Genomic DNA, 15,521 nt, shown 5'->3' with positions numbered 1-15,521 from the left:
CCGGCAAGGCAAGCCGGCGCGAGGTCAGAAACCTGCGGACAGCGTCAGCGCAGGCCCAGAACTGGGCACGGCATTGCCCGCGATGCGGAAACGCCAGTCGACTCCGAGCCGCGCGCCGGCCCGCTCGCCGATCGGCAGGCCGACGACCGCGGTCGGCCCGACATCGAGCCGCGAGGCCCCCTTCTGCGCCCCGCCCCAGATGCCAGCGCCCGCACGCAACTCGCCGCGGCCGAGACGTACCAACCGGCGATCGACACGGACTTGGCCGTCGGCAAAGGCGCTGGCGAAATTGCCGCCGACATAGCCGGCCTGGGCATAGAATTCGGCGCGCGCCGCCAGCGGCAGGTCGACCGGCGCGAATTCGGTGTAGGCAAAGGCCGCCGGACCCGCGCGCGTGCCGCTGGGCTGCGAATTGACTCGCACTTCGGCCGCGACCGAGACCGGCAAGCCCGCGATCGGCCGCGCCGCGATCCCCAACGCCGCCTCGCGCTCGCGCGAGCCGTTGAGCGCGGCGCTGCCCCGCAGATAGAGCGCGGGGCGCTGCGCGCTCTGCGGCGCAAGCCGATAGCGCACGACCGCGCCGACCTGGCTCGCGCCATAGGTCGCCGGCGCGAAACCGCCGGCCGGCGAGACCGTGCCGCCGCGGCGCAGGAGCAGCCAGCCGTCGGCCGACCAGCGCGAAGGCGACGCCGCACGGGGCTCGAGACCTGGCGACGGCTCCGGTCGTGTCACGGCCGTCGAGGCTATTGCCGGCAAGGGTATCTGCGAAAGCGCCGCCATCCACAGGAGCTGATGCGCTGCCGAAAGCCGGACCGGCACCGGTTCGACCGCCTCGCGCGGCATCGGCGACGAGCGCACGGCCCGCGGCATCTGCAACACCTTACCCTGCTGCGACCAGGGTTGCGGCGGCGCGGGCGGCGGAACGAAGCGTGATGCCTGAGCTGCGTATGGCGGCGGCAAGGAGGGCCTCGGCGTAGCCTGCGTCGGTTCGCGCGACGCGGGTACGGCGATCACCGGTCTTGCCGTCTCGAAAACTGCGGATGTCGGCGCGCTCGTCTCCCAGACGATGACGCGCAGCACGACCCAGCCGCCGAGCAGGGCGATCAACGCGACCAGCGGCTGACCGCGATAAGAGCGTGCCGAGTTCATCGTGCGACCTGCACCATCGCCGCGGGATGGGCCGCGTGATGCGTCTTGTCCCATTGCACCAGTTCGCCGCGCAGCGTGCGGATATAGGCGCGCAACGCCCGCAGTCCCGCCAGGATCGCGACCACGTTCGCCACCGGAATACGCAGGACCGCCCGCGCGCCTTCGACGAGGCCGTATTCTCGCGCGGTCAGGCCGAAACGCCAGAGCGCACGCCAGAGGAAAGCGAGGAAGCTGATCGAGATCAACACCCGCATCAGCGGCTCGACGGGTTCGCTCGAGGTCCAGCCCATGAGTCGCGCCGGTGCGAGGACGAGTTCGACCGCCAAGAGCAGATAGGCTGCCCCCAGCACGGCCGAGGTCAGCGGCCCATGCCGGTCGCGCAGAGCCATCCACATGTCGAGCGGCTTGTTCGACCAGCCGAGGCGATCCCAGCCCTGCAGCGCGATCCCGTGGATCCAGCGCGCTTTCTGCCGGATCGCGAATTCGAGCTCGCTCGGAAAATAGGCACGCGTCGCCACGAGATCACCATTGGCATCGCGAAGCCGCAGAAAACGGCTCCGGCCACCGGTGCGATAGACGAGCACGCCAAGTTCGTAGTCCTCGGTCAGGCATTCGCTCGCGAAGGGACCCGAGCCGCCCTCCTCCATCCGCACCAGGGCCAATTGCGAGAGCGTCGCCCGCGCGAAACCGCAGCCGACGCCGGCCGCCGGAATCGCCGCGCCGATCGCATCGCGCACGACCAGGGCCTTGGCATGGGACTCGGCGAACTCGTCCGAATAGTGCCCGGCGACCCAGGGCGATTTCGGTTGCGGCTCCGGGCGCACCGGGATCTGCACGAAGTCGACTTCGGTCAGCGCCTGCGCCATGGCCGCCAGGGCCGCGGGATGGACCATGTCCTCGGCGTCATGCAGGATCACGCTCGCGAAAGCCTGGCCACTGCGCGCCTCGTCGGCACAGACCGCGGCGTAGAGACGGTTGAGGCAATCCGCCTTGGTGGTCGGCCCGGCGCGCTCGTTGACGATCAGACGCACGCGCGGATCCTCGCCGGCACCAGCCATCGCCGCCGCCAGCGTCGCCGGGTCGTTGGCATAACAGCCGACGTAGAGCCGCAGTTCGCGCTGCGGCCAGGCCTTGAGGCTATGCGCGATCATCTCGCCGATCACCGCGTCCTCGCGCCAGGCGGGCACGAGAACGGCCACGCGGCCACCCAGCGGGCGGGTTTCGGCACCGCGCGGCAGCCGCCGCACCTGGGCACGGCCCGTCAGCTTGAGCCAGACGAACAGGGCGTCGATCGCAAATTCGTCCAGCGCGCCGAGCACGAACCAGAACGAAGCGAACAACAGCAGTTCGTATTCGACCAGCTGCAGCCAGTCGAGCACCTGCGGCAAGATGGTAATGCCCTCGGACCCCATGCGCCCCGATTCCCCCCTGCGGAATCTGTCCTTGCAAGGCAGGTTAAAGTCATTGCGACCGACTTGCAACGATACTGCACGCCACCCACAAGGGGGCATGCAACGCCGAACACTTTCCGCCGCGAGCCGCCTGGCCGGTTTCCTGACGCGAACCCTCGGCGGTGACGCGGGTGCCGGGCTGATCCTGATGGCGGTCGCCGCGGCAGCGATCGTCGTGGCCAACTCGCCGCTTGCCCATGCCTATCACGCCATGTTGCACGATCCGCTGCCGGGAAGTCCGATAGCCAGGCTGCCCACGCTCCACCACTGGATCAACGACGCACTGATGGCCGTGTTCTTCTTTACCGTCGGGCTGGAGATCAAGCGCGAGGTCCTGGCCGGGGCGCTGGCCGATCCCGCACGGCGGCGGCTGCCGGTGCTGGCCGCGGCCGCGGGGATGGCCGCGCCGGCGCTGGTTTTTCTCCTCTTCGCGGCGGGACAAGCCGATCTCCATCGCGGCTGGGCGATCCCGGCGGCGACCGACATCGCCTTCGCGCTCGGCGTCCTCGGGCTGCTCGGACGCCGCCTGCCGCCCTCGCTGCGCCTGTTCCTGCTGACCGTGGCGATCGTCGACGACCTCGGCGCGGTGGCGATCATCGCGCTGTTCTACACCGCGCAGATCGCGGCGGGCTGGCTGGTCGCGAGCCTCGTGCTGCTGGCCGGCATGGCCATTCTCGGCGCGCTGCGGGTCGGCCGTCCGCTGCCCTACGTGCTGCTCGCCGCCGCGCTCTGGTACTGCATGCTCCATTCGGGCGTCCACGCGACCGTGGCCGGCGTGCTCGCCGCGCTGACGATCCCGCTCCGGCCCGATCGATCGGGCGACAGCCTGCTGCTGCGGCTCGAGCACGCGCTGGTGCCGTGGAACGGCTATCTCATCGTACCGCTGTTCGGGTTCGCCAATGCCGGGGTGAGCCTCGCCGGGCTCGGGCTCTCCGATCTGCTCGCGCCGCTGCCGCTCGCCATTGCCGCCGGCCTGTTCCTCGGCAAGCAGGTGGGCATCTTCGGCGCGATCCTGCTGGCCGAACGCCTGGGCCTGGCACGCCCGCCCGAAGGTGCGAGCCGGCTCCAGCTCTGGGGTCTGGCGCTGCTCTGCGGCATCGGCTTCACGATGAGCCTGTTCATCGGCGCGCTGGCTTTTCCCGCGCACCCCGCGCTGGTCGAGCAGGCCAAGCTCGGCGTGCTCGCCGGCTCGCTCCTTTCGGCGCTCGCCGGCTATCTCGTGCTCAGGCTGGCGCCGCCGATGCGCGGCGCCTGAACCCTACCACTCGCCGATGTTCGGCGCGCTCGCCCAGGGCTCCTGCGGTGCCAGGCGCTCGCCCTGCTGGAGCAGTTCGACCGAGATGCCGTCGGGCGAGCGGACGAAGGCCATGTGGCCGTCGCGCGGCGGACGGTTGATCGTCACCCCGGCGTCAGCCAGCGCCTGACAGGTCGCGTAGATGTCGGCCACGCCATAGGCGAGATGGCCGAAATTGCGCCCGCCCTTGTAGTCCTCCGCGTTCCCGTTCTCATCGGGCCAGTTGTGCGTCAGCTCGACCTCGGCGACGCCCTCCTGGCCCTCGGCAGCGAGGAAGATCAGGGTGAAGCGCCCCTTCTCGTTATCGAATCGCCGCACCTCGCGGACGCCGAACAGTTCGAAGAAGGCGATCGTCTTCGCCGGATCGGTCACGCGGATCATGGTGTGGAGGAATTTGCTCACGGATCGGTCTTTCGCTTCGTCGCGCGCAAGGAGGCAGCGCGGAGGTTGCCGCAATCTAGGCCCGCGGACCGATTTTTAAACCGTCGCCGGCGAAATCAGAAAGACAGCTTGAGCGTGCCCACCACGGTATCGTTCGAATAGCCGTCGATCGAGCGCCCCTGGACGCCGACGTACTGGCCGCCGACCGACAGGAACGGCGTGATCGCATAGCTCGCGCCCAGCGCCCAATCGAGCCCGCCGGCATAGTCCAGGGTCTCGCCCGTCGCGTATTTGGGCGAGAGCGCGCCATCGGTGTAACCGAGCCGCGCCGAAAGCGAGACCGGCGTGTTGGGGATCCCCGCGCCGAGATCGAGGTGGACGTAGAGATTGTCGTCCTTGCGGCCGCCGTTGAAGTTCAGCGCCTGCTGCTTCCAGGCATATTTCACGCCGAGCTTGCCGCTGAGCGGGCCGAGCGTCGTCGAGACCGAAGCATAGGGCTCGAAGAACTCGGCCTTGCCGAAATTGCCCGCGGGAAAGGCGTAATAGAGGAGGCCCACGTCGGCATTCCAGCCGCCCGTCAGCGGGCCGGTCCAGCCGCCATAGACGTCGAGTTGCATGTCGCTGTGGACCGGACCGGTCAGCGGCCCAACGGCACCGAGATCGAGCGAGGAGATACCGAGGCCCGCATAGAACCCGCTGGCGTGGCTGACTTCGATCGCGCCCTGAACTGCCGGATCGCCGCTCGAACGCGAGAGGCCGCGAAAGCGGTAGTCGCTGACCAGTGCCGCATGCCCGTGGAGCGTGATCTCGCTGGGCGGATCGGTCTCGTCAGCGAAGGCGGTCGCCGAGGTCAGCATGCTGCCAGCCAGCAAGGCGACGGCAGCGAAAGCGCGGAAGGACGAAGGCATGAATGAATTCCCGTAAGAGGCCAACTCTCGGGCTGCACAGCCTGACGGGATCGCACAAGCCGTTTTCAGCCGGGCCGCGACGCTGCTGCGGTGGCGAGGATTTTGGGCAACAGGTTTGCCCGCCCGCATCCAGGCCTCGCGTGGCAAGCATTCCGGGCGTAACAGAGCCCACGATGCTCAAGTCGATCCGCCAGTTTTTCGCGCGACAAACGTCGCAGGCCGCTGCCGCGGTTCCCGCGGGAGAGCGCGTCTATGCGATCGGCGACGTCCACGGCCGGCTCGATCTGTTCGAAACCCTGGCTGCGGCGATCGAGGCCGACGACGCGGCTCGCGGCTTGGCCGAGACGACCGTGATCCTGCTCGGCGATCTCATCGACCGCGGCCCCGACAGCGCCGGGGTCGTGGCTGCGACGCGCGATTGGCAGAGCCGACGCAAGGTTCGCGTGATCTGCGGCAACCACGAGGAAAAGCTGCTCGAAAGTTTCGACGATCCCGCGGTCCTGCGCGGCTTCCTGCTCTATGGCGGCGACGCGACGATCCAGTCCTACGGGGTCGCCCCCGCCGATCTCGCCACGGCCGACCTCGCCGGAACACAGGCCCTGATGCGCCGGGCGATTCCGTCCGAGGACCTCGCCTTCATCGCCGGCTTCGAGGATTTCGTCGCGCTCGGCGACTACCTGTTCGTCCACGCCGGCATCCGACCGGGCGTGCCGATCGGCACCCAGACGGTCGAGGACATGCGCTGGATCCGCGAGCCCTTCCTCGACTACGCCGACAGCCACGGATTCATGGTGGTGCACGGCCATACGATCACCGCCGAACCGGACCTGCGCCGCAACCGCATCGGCATCGACACCGGCGCCTACAAGTCGGGACGGCTGACCGCGCTCGGCCTCGAGGGCGAACGGCGCTGGCTGATCGCCACCGAAGAGCGCGATGGCGCGATCGTGGTCGATACCCGCCCCGTCTGAGCCCAAAGTCCCGAAATTTGCCGGGGGACCTGTAAGCCGGGTTCTGTGACGCCCGTAGTATCCCGAAAGGGACATGCGGACGACGGCAGCCATTCCTCTTGGCGACGCATTGCTACGCCGCTCCAGCGACCAACCCGGGCGATCAGGGGCCGAAACCGCCCCGCCTGTCCCGTATCCTTTCGGACGTAGACAAGCCCGCCGCCCCTATTCGGTCTTGCTCCGGGTGGGGTTTGCCATGCCGCAACCGTTACCGGCCGCGCGGTGCGCTCTTACCGCACCCTTTCACCCTTACCTGTAAACAGGCGGTCTGCTCTCTGTGGCACTTTCCCTAAGCTTGCGCCCGGCGGGCGTTACCCGCCACCCTTGTTTCGTGGAGCCCGGACTTTCCTCGGCATCCCGAAGGATGACGCGGCTGCCCGGTCCCCCGGCAGGCGCGCCCTAGCACGTCAGCTGTCGCGCTCCAACAGCAGCTCGAACAGGATTCCCCCAAGCTGCCCGTCGATCTCGCCCTCGATCTTGTTGGGCCGCCAGCGTCGCTCGAAGGCGCGCACCGCGGCATGGCCGTCGGCGACGTCGTAGCCGAACCGCTCGAGCGCCAGGTAGAAGGCCCCGGGATTGTCGTAGAGCAGGTTCATCTTGGCCTTGGGGATCGGCACGGCCAGCCGCAGCTTGCCCAGCCGCGGCCAGTCGAACAGTTCACCCGGATCGAGCTTGCGCGCGGGCGCGATGTCCGAATGACCGACGACGTTGACCGGCGCGATCTGGTGGCGCTCGACGATGTCCGCCAGCAACGGCAGCAGGGCATCCATCTGCGCCTCGGGGAATTCGCGATAGCCCCACTCGTGTCCGGGATTGGCCAGTTCGATGCCGACGCTGGCCGAATTCACGTCGGTGATCCCGCGCCAGTAGGACTTGCCCGCGTGCCAGGCACGCTTCTCCTCGGGCACCAGTTGGGTAACCTGCCCCGCCTCGTCGATGAAATAATGTGCGGAGACCTTGGCCTCCGCGTCGCAGAGCCGGTCGAGCGCTTCCTGCGCGGTGCGCATGCCGGTGTAGTGGAGCACGACCATCGAGACGCGCAGCATGCGCTCGTCCCAATTGGGCGACGCTCTTTCGTGATGGACCAGCCAGCGGTTGACCACCGGACCTTATTCCTTACGCGACGGGAAGTACCGCGCCCAGGACCAGCGCATCTTCGGACAGTGCCCATTGCAGTTGGCCGCCGAGGCTGGAGGCCAGTTCGCGCAGCATGGCCGAGGGTGCGGTCCGGCTGGCCAACTCGCGGTCGGGCAGCGAGCCGTCGAGCGCGCGGCCGATGTCCTGGTCGAAGGCGATGCGGGCACCCGTGGCGCGCACGACGATTTCGCTGGCTTCCTGGCCATTCTCGTCGGCGCGGAATTCGGCGCCGATGTCGAGCGTGCCGCCGCGCACGAGCGAATCGATGGCGATCAGCGCGAGGTTGAGCATGGTCTTGACCGCCGGCTTGGGCAGCGACTCGTTCGCCAATGCCCAGTTCACCTCGATCCGGCCGTTGTTGCCGACCAGCGCATCGACGAGAGCACGCGCTTCGGTGACCGAGACCATCTCGCCGAAACCGCCCGCGGCGCCGAAGGCCAGGCGGAAGAACTTGAGCTTGTCGGCAGAGATCCGCGCGCTCTGCTCGAGCAGCTCGAAGCAGCGCTGGCGCATCTCGGGATCTTTTTCGTCCGACAGCAGCTCGAGCCCGTTGGTGAGCGCCCCGACCGGGCTCAGCATGTCATGGCAAAGTCGCGAGCAAAGCAGGCTGGCAAGATCGAGAGAGCTGATGGTCATAGGTGTTCGGCTTTCCTGTTCAGCCCTCCCTTAACCGCCAACCACGCAATGGGAAAGCGGCTCGAAGCCCTCCGCGCCATCGCGCCAGAAGGCGACGGTGCCTTCCGCGACGATCGCCCAGGCGCGGTCGTCGCCGCTGGCGTGCTCGCAATCGGTCGCGGAGGGCACGGGATGGCCGCTGGGATGCGAGTGGAAATAGCCGATCAGCTCGGGACCACCCGCGCGCGCGGCGCGGTGAGCGGCGAAGAGCGCGGCAGGATCGATCTCGAAATGCCGCTGGCGATCGGCCGCCACATTGGCCGCCGGAATGGCGCCTTCGATGCGACCTTCGCGCCCCAGCAGCAGCCCGCAACACTCCTCTGGCGCGGCTCGCGCAGCTTCTGCAACCAGTGTTGCGATAACATCACTTGTGACCAGAAGGACCATCCCCATCTTGTAGCCGTGGGTAGCGCGGAAAGCATCATCGAAGGCGTCATCGCCGAGGACGGGCTGCGGCTCGACAAGGCGCTGGCCGACGCCAGCGGCCTCTCGCGCGAGCGCGTCAAGGCGCTGCTTGGCGAAGGCCGGATCGCGCTTTCGGGCAAGCCCGTCAGCCAGGCCTCGCTCAAGCCCGCGAAAGATACGCCTTTCGCGATCCGCGTGCCCGAAGCGATTCCGGCCGAAGCAGCGGCGCAGGACATCCCGCTGGTCGTCGCCTACGAGGACGAACACCTGATCGTGGTCGACAAGCCCGCAGGGCTCGTCGTCCATCCGGCCGCGGGCAATCTCGACGGCACCCTGGTAAACGCGCTGCTGCACCACTGCGCCGGCCAGCTCTCGGGCATCGGCGGGGTTGCGCGTCCCGGGATCGTGCATCGCATCGACAAGGACACCTCGGGGCTGCTCGTCGCCGCGAAAAGCGACGCGGCGCACGAAGGCCTCGCCCGGCAGTTCGCCGATCATTCGATCGTGCGCGCCTATCGCGCCGTGGTCGGCGGCCGGCCGATCCCGCCCGCGGGCACGGTTCGCGGCGCGATCGCCCGCTCGACGACGAACCGCAAGAAGATGGCGCTGGTCGAGGACGGGCGCGGCAAGCACGCGGTGACGCACTATCGCACGCTCGAACCGCTCAGCAACGCCAGCCTGGTTGAATGCCGGCTAGAGACCGGGCGAACCCACCAGGTGCGCGTTCATATGGCGTCAATCGGCCATGCGCTATTGGGGGATCCTGTCTATGGACGCGCCTCTCCACGGCTTCGGCCGATTCTCTCCGCACTCGGCTTCCAGCGCCAGGCGCTCCACGCCGCGGAACTTGGCTTCGTCCATCCGGTCACCGGAAAATCCGTGCATTTCATATCGGAATTGCCGGAAGACATGGTCACACTGATCGGAGAATTGCGGAACTGAACTAAAGCTTTCGTGTTATAAATTACTCATACGTGGCGGCAAAAGCAGACGCCTAATATAAGGGTCTTGCATCGGCCCGCCGACATACAAGGAACAGGGTACTAGATATGGAACGCAACCTTCCGGTCGTTCCGACACTGGGCGGTGAGCAGAGCCTCAATCGCTACCTGTCGGAAATCAAGAAATTCCCGATTCTCGCGCCCGAGCAGGAATACATGCTCGCCAAGCGCTTCTCGGAACATGGGGATCCCGACGCCGCCGCGCAACTGGTGACGAGCCACCTGCGCCTCGTGGCGAAGATCGCCATGGGCTACCGCGGCTACGGCCTGCCGGTGTCCGAACTCATTTCCGAAGGCAACATCGGCTTGATGCAGGGCGTCAAGAAGTTCGAGCCCGAGCGCGGTTTCCGCCTAGCGACCTACGCCATGTGGTGGATCAAGGCTTCGATGCAGGAATTCATCCTGCGGTCGTGGAGCCTCGTGAAGATGGGCACCACCGCGGCGCAGAAGAAGCTGTTCTTCAACCTTCGCCGGATGAAGAAGAACCTCGACGCCTACGAGGATGCCGATCTGCATCCCGACGACGTTCGTACGATCGCGACCAAGCTCGGCGTGTCCGAGCAGGAAGTGGTCAACATGAACCGGCGCATGATGATGGGTGGCGACTCGTCGCTCAACGTCTCGTTCCGCGAGGACGGCGAAGGCCAGTGGCAGGACATGCTGCAGGACAACGGCCCGCTCCAGGACGAGATCGTCGCGGAGGACCAGGAGTCCAGGCTGCGTCACGACATGCTGGTCGAAGCGATGGAGAGCCTCAACGATCGCGAGAAGCAGATCCTGACCGAACGCCGACTGATCGAGGACCCGAAGACGCTCGAAGAGCTCAGCCAAGTCTATCACGTCAGCCGCGAGCGCGTCCGTCAGATCGAAGTCCGCGCTTTCGAGAAGCTGCAGAAGGCGATGCAGCGCATCGCAGGCGAGAAGCGGTTGATCCCGGCCTGACGTATCAGGCAATGAACGAGAACCCCCGCCCTCACCGGCGGGGGTTTTTGTTTGCGCGCCCACCGCGCGCCGCGCATGACCGCGCGATGCGCACGCGCCTGTCGATCTGCCGAAGGAAACAGCGGTTCGCTTCCGAGGAGGCGGCGCTGACGACGGCGCGCGAGGCGACGATCGAACTCCGCCACTACCGCTGCGATCGCTGTGGCCAGTTTCACCTGACCAGCCGCACCAAGGGCAAGCGGGTGCAGCGGCCCTCGACCTAGCTCAGGCAGCCTTCGACCTGCTTCGCTCGTCGGCGCGCAGGGTCAGCACCGACACGCCCGTGGCCGTGACCGCAACCGTATGCTCGAACTGCGCGGACAGCGAGCCGTCCTGGGTCCTGACGGTCCAGCCGTCGTCTTCGGTCCGTACCGAGCGCCGGCCGCGGTTGAGCATCGGCTCGATCGTGAAGACCATGCCCTCGCGCAGAACCATGCCGGTGCCTGGCCGGCCGAAGTGCAGGATCTGCGGGTCCTCGTGCATCTCGCGGCCGATGCCGTGGCCGCAATATTCGCGCACGACCGAATAGCCGTGGCGCTTGGCGTGGCGCTCGATCGCGGCGCCGATGTCGCCCAGTCGCGCCCCCGGGCGCACCGTGCGGATACCCATCCACAGCGCCTCGTAGGTGACTTGGACCAGCCGCCGCGCGGCCGGATCGACCTGACCGACGAGGTAGGTCTTGCTCGAATCGGCGATGAAGCCGTTCTTCTCGAGCGTGATGTCGAGGTTGACGATGTCGCCGTCGCGCAGGATCTCGGTGGCCGAGGGCACGCCGTGGCAGACCACGTCGTTGATCGAGCAGTTGAGCACGAAGCCGTAGCCGTACTGGCCCTTGCTCGCGGGCCGGGCCTGGAGCTCGTCGACGATGAAACGCTCGACCAGCGTATCGACTTCCAAGGTCGAGAGCCCCGCCAGCGACGTGCGATCGAGCATCTCGAAGACGGAGGCCAGCAGCCGGCCGGACTCGGCCATCAGAACCAGTTCCGCGGGGGTCTTGGTCATGCCGCGCTGAGCACCAGCGGTGGCGCCGAGACTCCCGCGGCGTGAAGCTCTCGCTCGATGATCTCGTTGAAGCTCAGCGTCGGGTTGAGCTCGCTCAGCATGCCGATCTTGATCCAGTAGGCCGCCTGCGCGTTGATCGATCGGCACGAGACCTTGGTTGCCCGACGCAGCTGATCGTGCAGCTCTTCCTCGATATTCACGATGCCCATGGGGACTCCATATACGATTCGTATATCAATCGTATATGAAACGCATAGGCCCATGCCAAGCCCGGCACCGAGCCTCGGCTGTTCAGCCCAATGCCGGTCCGGGTGCGAGCGGAAAGCGATGCAGCCCGAAGCTCGTGAACTTGCGCCGTGCGAAAACCCAACCTGCCGCGGTCTTGACCAGATCGTCGGCATAGAAACCCAGCACTTCGAGGACCTCGTCGCGACCCTTGAACTTGCCGCATTCGCGGATCGTCGTGCGCGCGGTGGCGCGGTCGCCGGCGATCTCGATCACCGAGGCCGAGGAGATCTGGGTGAAATAGTCCATCTGCGTCAGGAACGCCGCCATCGCCGGCTGGATCGCCGCGTGGCCCTGGATGTCGTTGCCCTGGACTTCCCAGATCCCGTCCGCGGCAAAAGTCGCCATGACCTGCGGCCAGTCCTGCCGGTTGCAGCCGTCGGTGTAGCGGTTGATCACCTGCTGGATCGCGATTTCCTCGCTCATCGGATTCCTCTCCCCTTCGCTCAGCGGAATTGCCAGGCCAGGCCAATCGCCAGAGTCCGGTCGGGCGCGCCGTCGGACAGGCCGGCATCGGCCTCGAAATCGATTTGGAAGCGCTCCACCGGCTCCCAGGCCAGCGACAGCGCCAGACGTGCGTCGGTGGTGTGGCCAGAGGGATCCTCGTCGCGCAGCGCGCCGAGCTCTCCGGTCAAGCTGAGGTTTTCCGCCAGATCATGCGTCAGGCCGACCACACCGCCCCAGGCGAAATGATGCCCATCGCCGTTTTCGTTCGCCGCGAGATCGATTTCGGGCGTGAAATCGAGCTCGAAGCCACGCGGCAGATCGAAACCGAAGGGCAACAACAGACCGCCGCTCCATTCGCCGCTGCCGATCGGTTGTTTGGCCAGCGGCACGGTCACATAGGCCTGGAGCGCGATCTTTCCGTTCGGACCGGCGAGGCCTTGGCGAATGGCGATCGTGCCGTCGCCCAGGCCCGACACGCGGTCTATGGCGCCCGTCGCGCGATCGCGGTTGCGCTGGATCACATGGCCGGTTAGACCGAACTGGAGTTCGGTCGTCTCGCTCACGCCCAGGCGGAACAGAGCATCGCCGAGCGCGATCTCGTCTTCGACACTGGCGGCATCGCGCGTGTGATCCCAGGCGGCGGCACCGATCTCGACCATGGCAGCACCCGGCGCCAGCGTGCAGGTCGGCGTGCCGAGGCCCGGCCGATCGGCGCAGAAATCGCGCGCCTCATCAGCGAAGGCCGGGGTGGCGGCAGCCAATAGAACGATCGCCGGGCAGTATCTGAACATGACGAAATCTCCGTGCGCGACTGGTACATCACATGCGCAGCGAAGAAACCCCCGCGTTCCCTTGCTGCTGCTATTCCCGCGCCAGCCGCGCCGCACTGGCCGCCATCCTCGCCGCGGCCTCTTCCTCGGCGAGGACGACCTCGTCGGCACCCCAACGACGCAGGTCCTCGGCCTGCTCTCGTGAATGCGCGCGTGCGACGATGTGCAGCCTGGGATGAAGTTCACGCGCGCGGCGAACCACGACACCGGCCTCGACGCCTTCGGGGATCGCCACGAGCAGGATCGCCGCGCCTTCAAGCCCGACCTGCTCGAGCACGCCGCTGGCCGTAGCGTCGCCGCCGACGACCTTAAGCCCCGCTTCGCGCGCGAAAGCCGCCATGTCGCTCTGGTCCTCGATCACGGTCAGGACGTGGTCGTCGCCCGACAGCCGCCTGGCGATCGACTGACCAACGCGGCCATAGCCGACAAGCACAACGCGGGCCGGTGTGGCGGGCGCAGAGGCAGCCGGCGCGATACCCGCCGCATCGGAACGACGACGCGGCACGATCAGCTTGAACAGGAGCGGGTTGATCAGGATCGAAAGGATCGCGCCCGCCAGGATCAGATCCTGCGCCTCGGCCGGCAACGCGCCAAGCGTCACGCCCAGCCCCGCGAGGATGAACGAGAACTCGCCGATCTGCGCGAGGCTGGCCGAGATCGTCAGCGCGGTCGAGCCGGGATGGCCGAACAGCCGGACGATGGCATAGGCCGCGAGCGACTTGCCGAAGACGATGATCGCCAAGGTCGCCAGCAATGGTCCCGGCCGCTCGACCACCACGGCCGGATCGAACAGCATGCCGACCGAGACGAAGAACAGCACGGCGAAGGCGTCGCGCAGCGGCAGCGTCTCTTCAGCCGCGCGCCGGCTGAGTTGGGTATCGCCGAGGATCATGCCGGCGAAGAAGGCGCCGAGCGCCAGCGACACGTCGAACATCATCGTCGCGCCCAGCGCCACGCCGAGCGCGATCGCCAGCACGGCCAGGCGGAACAGCTCGCGCGATCCCGAATGCGCGACCCAGTGCAGCGCCAACGGGATCACCTTGCGCGCGACGATCAGCATGAAGGCCATGAAGCCCGCGAGCTTGAGCACGACCTCGCCGAGCGCGCGCAGCAGGTCGCCCATGCCCGCGCCGTTCTGCCCGAACTGCAGCGCGACGATCGGCGGCAGCAGGACCAGCGCCAGGACCATGGCCAGGTCCTCGACGATCAGCCAGCCGACGGCGATGCGGCCGCGCTCGGTCTGGACCAGATCGCGCGACTGCAGCGCACGCAGCAGCACGACCGTGCTTGCCACGGACAGCGCGAGGCCGAAGATCACGCTCGCCAGCAGGGTCCAGCCAAGCCACAGCCCAAGCCCGGTGCCGAGCGCCACGGCCACGCCGATCTGCACGACCGCGCCGGGCACGGCGATCCGGCGTACCGCGAGCAGGTCCTTGAGCGTGAAATGGAGCCCCACGCCGAACATCAGCAGGATCACGCCGATCTCGGCGAGCTCGGCCGCAAGCTTGCCATCGGCGACGAACCCCGGGGTGGAGGGGCCGACCACCACGCCCGCGAGCAGGTAGCCGACGAGCGGCGGCATCCGCAAGCGATGCGCGATCGCGCCGAGGATGAAGGCGATGACGAGACCGGCGACGATCGTGCCGATGAGCGGCATGTGATGCGGCATGGGCTCTCCCGCCTCAGGAACCGGCGGTCAGCGAGACGAGGCTCACTGCCGCCAGCACCGCCGCGACCACGCCGAACAGGCGATCGACCGATCGCAGCCGGTCGATGCGGTGATCACGGCAGAGCTGGCGATACTGCGGCCGGATCCGCGGATTGGTCGCGATACGCGCGACGTCGCCCGAACTCGCTTCGAGCCGGAAGTAGTCGAACAGCCGGTGGAGCTGCTCTTCGCCGATGTCGGGGTAGTGCGCGATGATGCGCTCGATGGCGCGGCGGCTGAGCTTGCGCTCCGATGTGTCGGTCTTGCTGGTGGTCATGGGCCTGCTCGCATGATGGGAGGTATGGCCGCGCGCAGGCGGCCGGCTTCCATCAGGCGGCGGGCGGTGCCCTCGGCGAGAGCGGACTGAAGATCGTGCGGCTGGCCGGCGGCGGACCGGTCGGCCCGAGGCCCGGGATCACGGACCTGGCAGCGGAGACCTCGGCCTGGCGCGGCATCGGAGCCGTGACCGGCAGGTCGGCGAGCATCGGTTTCGGCGCCTCGGCCTGCTTGATCACCTGCCCGCGCTGGCCCGAACGCAGCGAGACTTCGACGGTCTCGGCGCTGAAGGCCGATCCCGAAACCCGCTGCAACGGCTGGCCTAGTGGGGTGAGCGCATGAACCGAGATCACCAGCAACAGCAACGGCGCGATAAAACGCCGGAAGAGCTGGAGCGGAACGGTCGAGACGGCCATTGCCGCCAAGATAGGCACGGCGGCGGCGAATGTCATCGCCGGTGATCGTCGTGCAGGCGGAAAACAGCCGATTGCATCCCCCCGCCCTTCCCCGCTAACCACATGCCATATGGTCTCGATCTTCAAGCGCACCACGCCTCGGTCCGAACGCGGTTTCGCCTATCG

Annotated in this window: 19 protein-coding genes and 1 other RNA gene; 5 read left to right on the top strand and 15 right to left on the bottom strand. The window is 67.5% G+C overall.

Annotated features, from left to right (window positions below; translation table 11 throughout):
• Positions 1-24 precede the first annotated feature (24 nt).
• Together WG901_RS01285 and WG901_RS01280 are read right to left on the bottom strand one after the other, a co-directional pair.
• Positions 25-1,149 (bottom strand): hypothetical protein, encoded by a 1,125-nt coding sequence (locus WG901_RS01285; RefSeq protein WP_339585214.1) that lies wholly within the window; start codon positions 1,147-1,149, stop codon positions 25-27.
• Complete coding sequence (locus tag WG901_RS01280; protein ID WP_339585213.1) at positions 1,146-2,561, bottom strand: glycosyl transferase family protein; 1,416 nt, start codon at positions 2,559-2,561, stop codon at positions 1,146-1,148. The genes WG901_RS01285 and WG901_RS01280 overlap by 4 nt, the downstream gene beginning before the upstream one ends.
• Positions 2,562-2,658: 97 nt before the next feature.
• Between WG901_RS01280 and nhaA the strand changes: the two genes are divergently transcribed.
• Complete coding sequence (gene nhaA, locus WG901_RS01275) at positions 2,659-3,855, top strand: Na+/H+ antiporter NhaA (protein WP_339585212.1); 1,197 nt, start codon at positions 2,659-2,661, stop codon at positions 3,853-3,855.
• Positions 3,856-3,858: 3 nt separating this feature from the next.
• On the opposite strand, the gene WG901_RS01270 is transcribed toward nhaA, so the two are convergent.
• Positions 3,859-4,296, bottom strand: a complete 438-nt coding sequence (locus WG901_RS01270; RefSeq protein ID WP_339585211.1) for a VOC family protein — start codon at positions 4,294-4,296, stop codon at positions 3,859-3,861.
• Between the two features lie 95 nt (positions 4,297-4,391).
• The gene (locus WG901_RS01265; RefSeq protein ID WP_339585210.1) at positions 4,392-5,183 is read right to left on the bottom strand and encodes a TorF family putative porin; all 792 of its coding nucleotides are present in this window, start codon (positions 5,181-5,183) and stop codon (positions 4,392-4,394) included.
• 140 nt (positions 5,184-5,323) lie between these two features.
• On the opposite strand from WG901_RS01265, the gene WG901_RS01260 reads away from it, so the two are divergent.
• Positions 5,324-6,154: a metallophosphoesterase gene (locus WG901_RS01260; RefSeq protein WP_339585209.1), complete on the top strand. Its 831-nt coding sequence runs from the start codon at positions 5,324-5,326 to the stop codon at positions 6,152-6,154.
• A 16-nt stretch (positions 6,155-6,170) separates the two neighbouring features.
• Here WG901_RS01260 and rnpB read toward each other — a convergent pair.
• From rnpB to WG901_RS01240, 4 genes are all read right to left on the bottom strand, one after another.
• An RNA gene (gene rnpB / locus WG901_RS01255) (RNase P RNA component class A) lies at positions 6,171-6,582 on the bottom strand.
• An 18-nt stretch (positions 6,583-6,600) separates the two neighbouring features.
• Positions 6,601-7,239, bottom strand: a complete 639-nt coding sequence (locus tag WG901_RS01250; protein ID WP_339586618.1) for an N-acetylmuramoyl-L-alanine amidase — start codon at positions 7,237-7,239, stop codon at positions 6,601-6,603.
• A 70-nt stretch (positions 7,240-7,309) separates the two neighbouring features.
• Positions 7,310-7,966, bottom strand: a complete 657-nt coding sequence (locus WG901_RS01245; protein WP_339585208.1) for a histidine phosphotransferase family protein — start codon at positions 7,964-7,966, stop codon at positions 7,310-7,312.
• A 30-nt stretch (positions 7,967-7,996) separates the two neighbouring features.
• Entirely contained in the window at positions 7,997-8,398 is a 402-nt protein-coding gene (locus tag WG901_RS01240; protein WP_339585207.1) for a M67 family metallopeptidase, read from the bottom strand.
• Positions 8,399-8,407: 9 nt separating this feature from the next.
• On the opposite strand from WG901_RS01240, the gene WG901_RS01235 reads away from it, so the two are divergent.
• The 3 genes from WG901_RS01235 to WG901_RS01225 all read left to right on the top strand — a co-directional run bounded on the left by WG901_RS01235 (position 8,408) and on the right by WG901_RS01225 (position 10,616).
• Entirely contained in the window at positions 8,408-9,352 is a 945-nt protein-coding gene (locus tag WG901_RS01235) for an RluA family pseudouridine synthase (protein WP_339585206.1), read from the top strand.
• Between the two features lie 107 nt (positions 9,353-9,459).
• Positions 9,460-10,353: an RNA polymerase sigma factor RpoH gene (gene rpoH / locus WG901_RS01230; RefSeq protein WP_339585205.1), complete on the top strand. Its 894-nt coding sequence runs from the start codon at positions 9,460-9,462 to the stop codon at positions 10,351-10,353.
• 86 nt (positions 10,354-10,439) lie between these two features.
• A complete protein-coding gene (locus WG901_RS01225; protein ID WP_339585204.1) occupies positions 10,440-10,616 on the top strand; it encodes a hypothetical protein in 177 nt (58 codons plus the stop codon).
• 1 nt (position 10,617) lies between these two features.
• On the opposite strand, the gene map is transcribed toward WG901_RS01225, so the two are convergent.
• The 7 genes from map to WG901_RS01190 form a co-directional block, all read right to left on the bottom strand.
• Positions 10,618-11,394: a type I methionyl aminopeptidase gene (map, locus tag WG901_RS01220; protein ID WP_339585203.1), complete on the bottom strand. Its 777-nt coding sequence runs from the start codon at positions 11,392-11,394 to the stop codon at positions 10,618-10,620.
• A complete protein-coding gene (locus WG901_RS01215) occupies positions 11,391-11,603 on the bottom strand; it encodes a ParD-like family protein (RefSeq protein ID WP_339585202.1) in 213 nt (70 codons plus the stop codon). The genes map and WG901_RS01215 overlap by 4 nt, the downstream gene beginning before the upstream one ends.
• Positions 11,604-11,685: 82 nt before the next feature.
• A complete protein-coding gene (locus WG901_RS01210; RefSeq protein WP_339585201.1) occupies positions 11,686-12,105 on the bottom strand; it encodes a nuclear transport factor 2 family protein in 420 nt (139 codons plus the stop codon).
• Positions 12,106-12,125: 20 nt separating this feature from the next.
• On the bottom strand, positions 12,126-12,917 hold the full coding sequence (locus tag WG901_RS01205; protein ID WP_339585200.1) for a transporter: 792 nt from the start codon (positions 12,915-12,917) through the stop codon (positions 12,126-12,128).
• A gap of 70 nt (positions 12,918-12,987) precedes the next feature.
• Positions 12,988-14,625, bottom strand: a complete 1,638-nt coding sequence (locus WG901_RS01200) for a cation:proton antiporter domain-containing protein (RefSeq protein ID WP_339585199.1) — start codon at positions 14,623-14,625, stop codon at positions 12,988-12,990.
• Positions 14,626-14,638: 13 nt separating this feature from the next.
• On the bottom strand, positions 14,639-14,941 hold the full coding sequence (locus WG901_RS01195) for a hypothetical protein (RefSeq protein WP_339585198.1): 303 nt from the start codon (positions 14,939-14,941) through the stop codon (positions 14,639-14,641).
• Positions 14,942-14,993: 52 nt separating this feature from the next.
• Positions 14,994-15,392 carry a hypothetical protein gene (locus tag WG901_RS01190; protein WP_339585197.1) on the bottom strand — a complete coding sequence of 133 codons (399 nt, stop codon included), beginning with the start codon at positions 15,390-15,392 and terminating at the stop codon, positions 14,994-14,996.
• Positions 15,393-15,521: the final 129 nt, after the last annotated feature.

Source organism: Novosphingobium anseongense (genome assembly GCF_037482895.1).
Taxonomy (GTDB): Bacteria; Pseudomonadota; Alphaproteobacteria; order Sphingomonadales; family Sphingomonadaceae; genus Novosphingobium; species Novosphingobium anseongense.
The sequence above is the reverse complement of the archived record's forward strand: the minus strand, read 5'-3'. Positions and strand labels throughout refer to the sequence as shown.

Coding starts and splice junctions, on each gene's coding strand:
- WG901_RS01285 (WP_339585214.1), bottom strand. CDS start 1,149: ATGAACTCGGCACGCTCTTATCGCGGTCAGCCGCTGGTCGCGTTGATC.
- WG901_RS01280 (WP_339585213.1), bottom strand. CDS start 2,561: ATGGGGTCCGAGGGCATTACCATCTTGCCGCAGGTGCTCGACTGGCTG.
- nhaA (WP_339585212.1), top strand. CDS start 2,659: ATGCAACGCCGAACACTTTCCGCCGCGAGCCGCCTGGCCGGTTTCCTG.
- WG901_RS01265 (WP_339585210.1), bottom strand. CDS start 5,183: ATGCCTTCGTCCTTCCGCGCTTTCGCTGCCGTCGCCTTGCTGGCTGGC.
- WG901_RS01250 (WP_339586618.1), bottom strand. CDS start 7,239: ATGCTGCGCGTCTCGATGGTCGTGCTCCACTACACCGGCATGCGCACC.
- WG901_RS01245 (WP_339585208.1), bottom strand. CDS start 7,966: ATGACCATCAGCTCTCTCGATCTTGCCAGCCTGCTTTGCTCGCGACTT.
- WG901_RS01240 (WP_339585207.1), bottom strand. CDS start 8,398: ATGGGGATGGTCCTTCTGGTCACAAGTGATGTTATCGCAACACTGGTT.
- rpoH (WP_339585205.1), top strand. CDS start 9,460: ATGGAACGCAACCTTCCGGTCGTTCCGACACTGGGCGGTGAGCAGAGC.
- WG901_RS01225 (WP_339585204.1), top strand. CDS start 10,440: ATGCGCACGCGCCTGTCGATCTGCCGAAGGAAACAGCGGTTCGCTTCC.
- map (WP_339585203.1), bottom strand. CDS start 11,394: ATGACCAAGACCCCCGCGGAACTGGTTCTGATGGCCGAGTCCGGCCGG.
- WG901_RS01215 (WP_339585202.1), bottom strand. CDS start 11,603: ATGGGCATCGTGAATATCGAGGAAGAGCTGCACGATCAGCTGCGTCGG.
- WG901_RS01210 (WP_339585201.1), bottom strand. CDS start 12,105: ATGAGCGAGGAAATCGCGATCCAGCAGGTGATCAACCGCTACACCGAC.
- WG901_RS01205 (WP_339585200.1), bottom strand. CDS start 12,917: ATGTTCAGATACTGCCCGGCGATCGTTCTATTGGCTGCCGCCACCCCG.
- WG901_RS01200 (WP_339585199.1), bottom strand. CDS start 14,625: ATGCCGCATCACATGCCGCTCATCGGCACGATCGTCGCCGGTCTCGTC.
- WG901_RS01195 (WP_339585198.1), bottom strand. CDS start 14,941: ATGACCACCAGCAAGACCGACACATCGGAGCGCAAGCTCAGCCGCCGC.
- WG901_RS01190 (WP_339585197.1), bottom strand. CDS start 15,392: ATGACATTCGCCGCCGCCGTGCCTATCTTGGCGGCAATGGCCGTCTCG.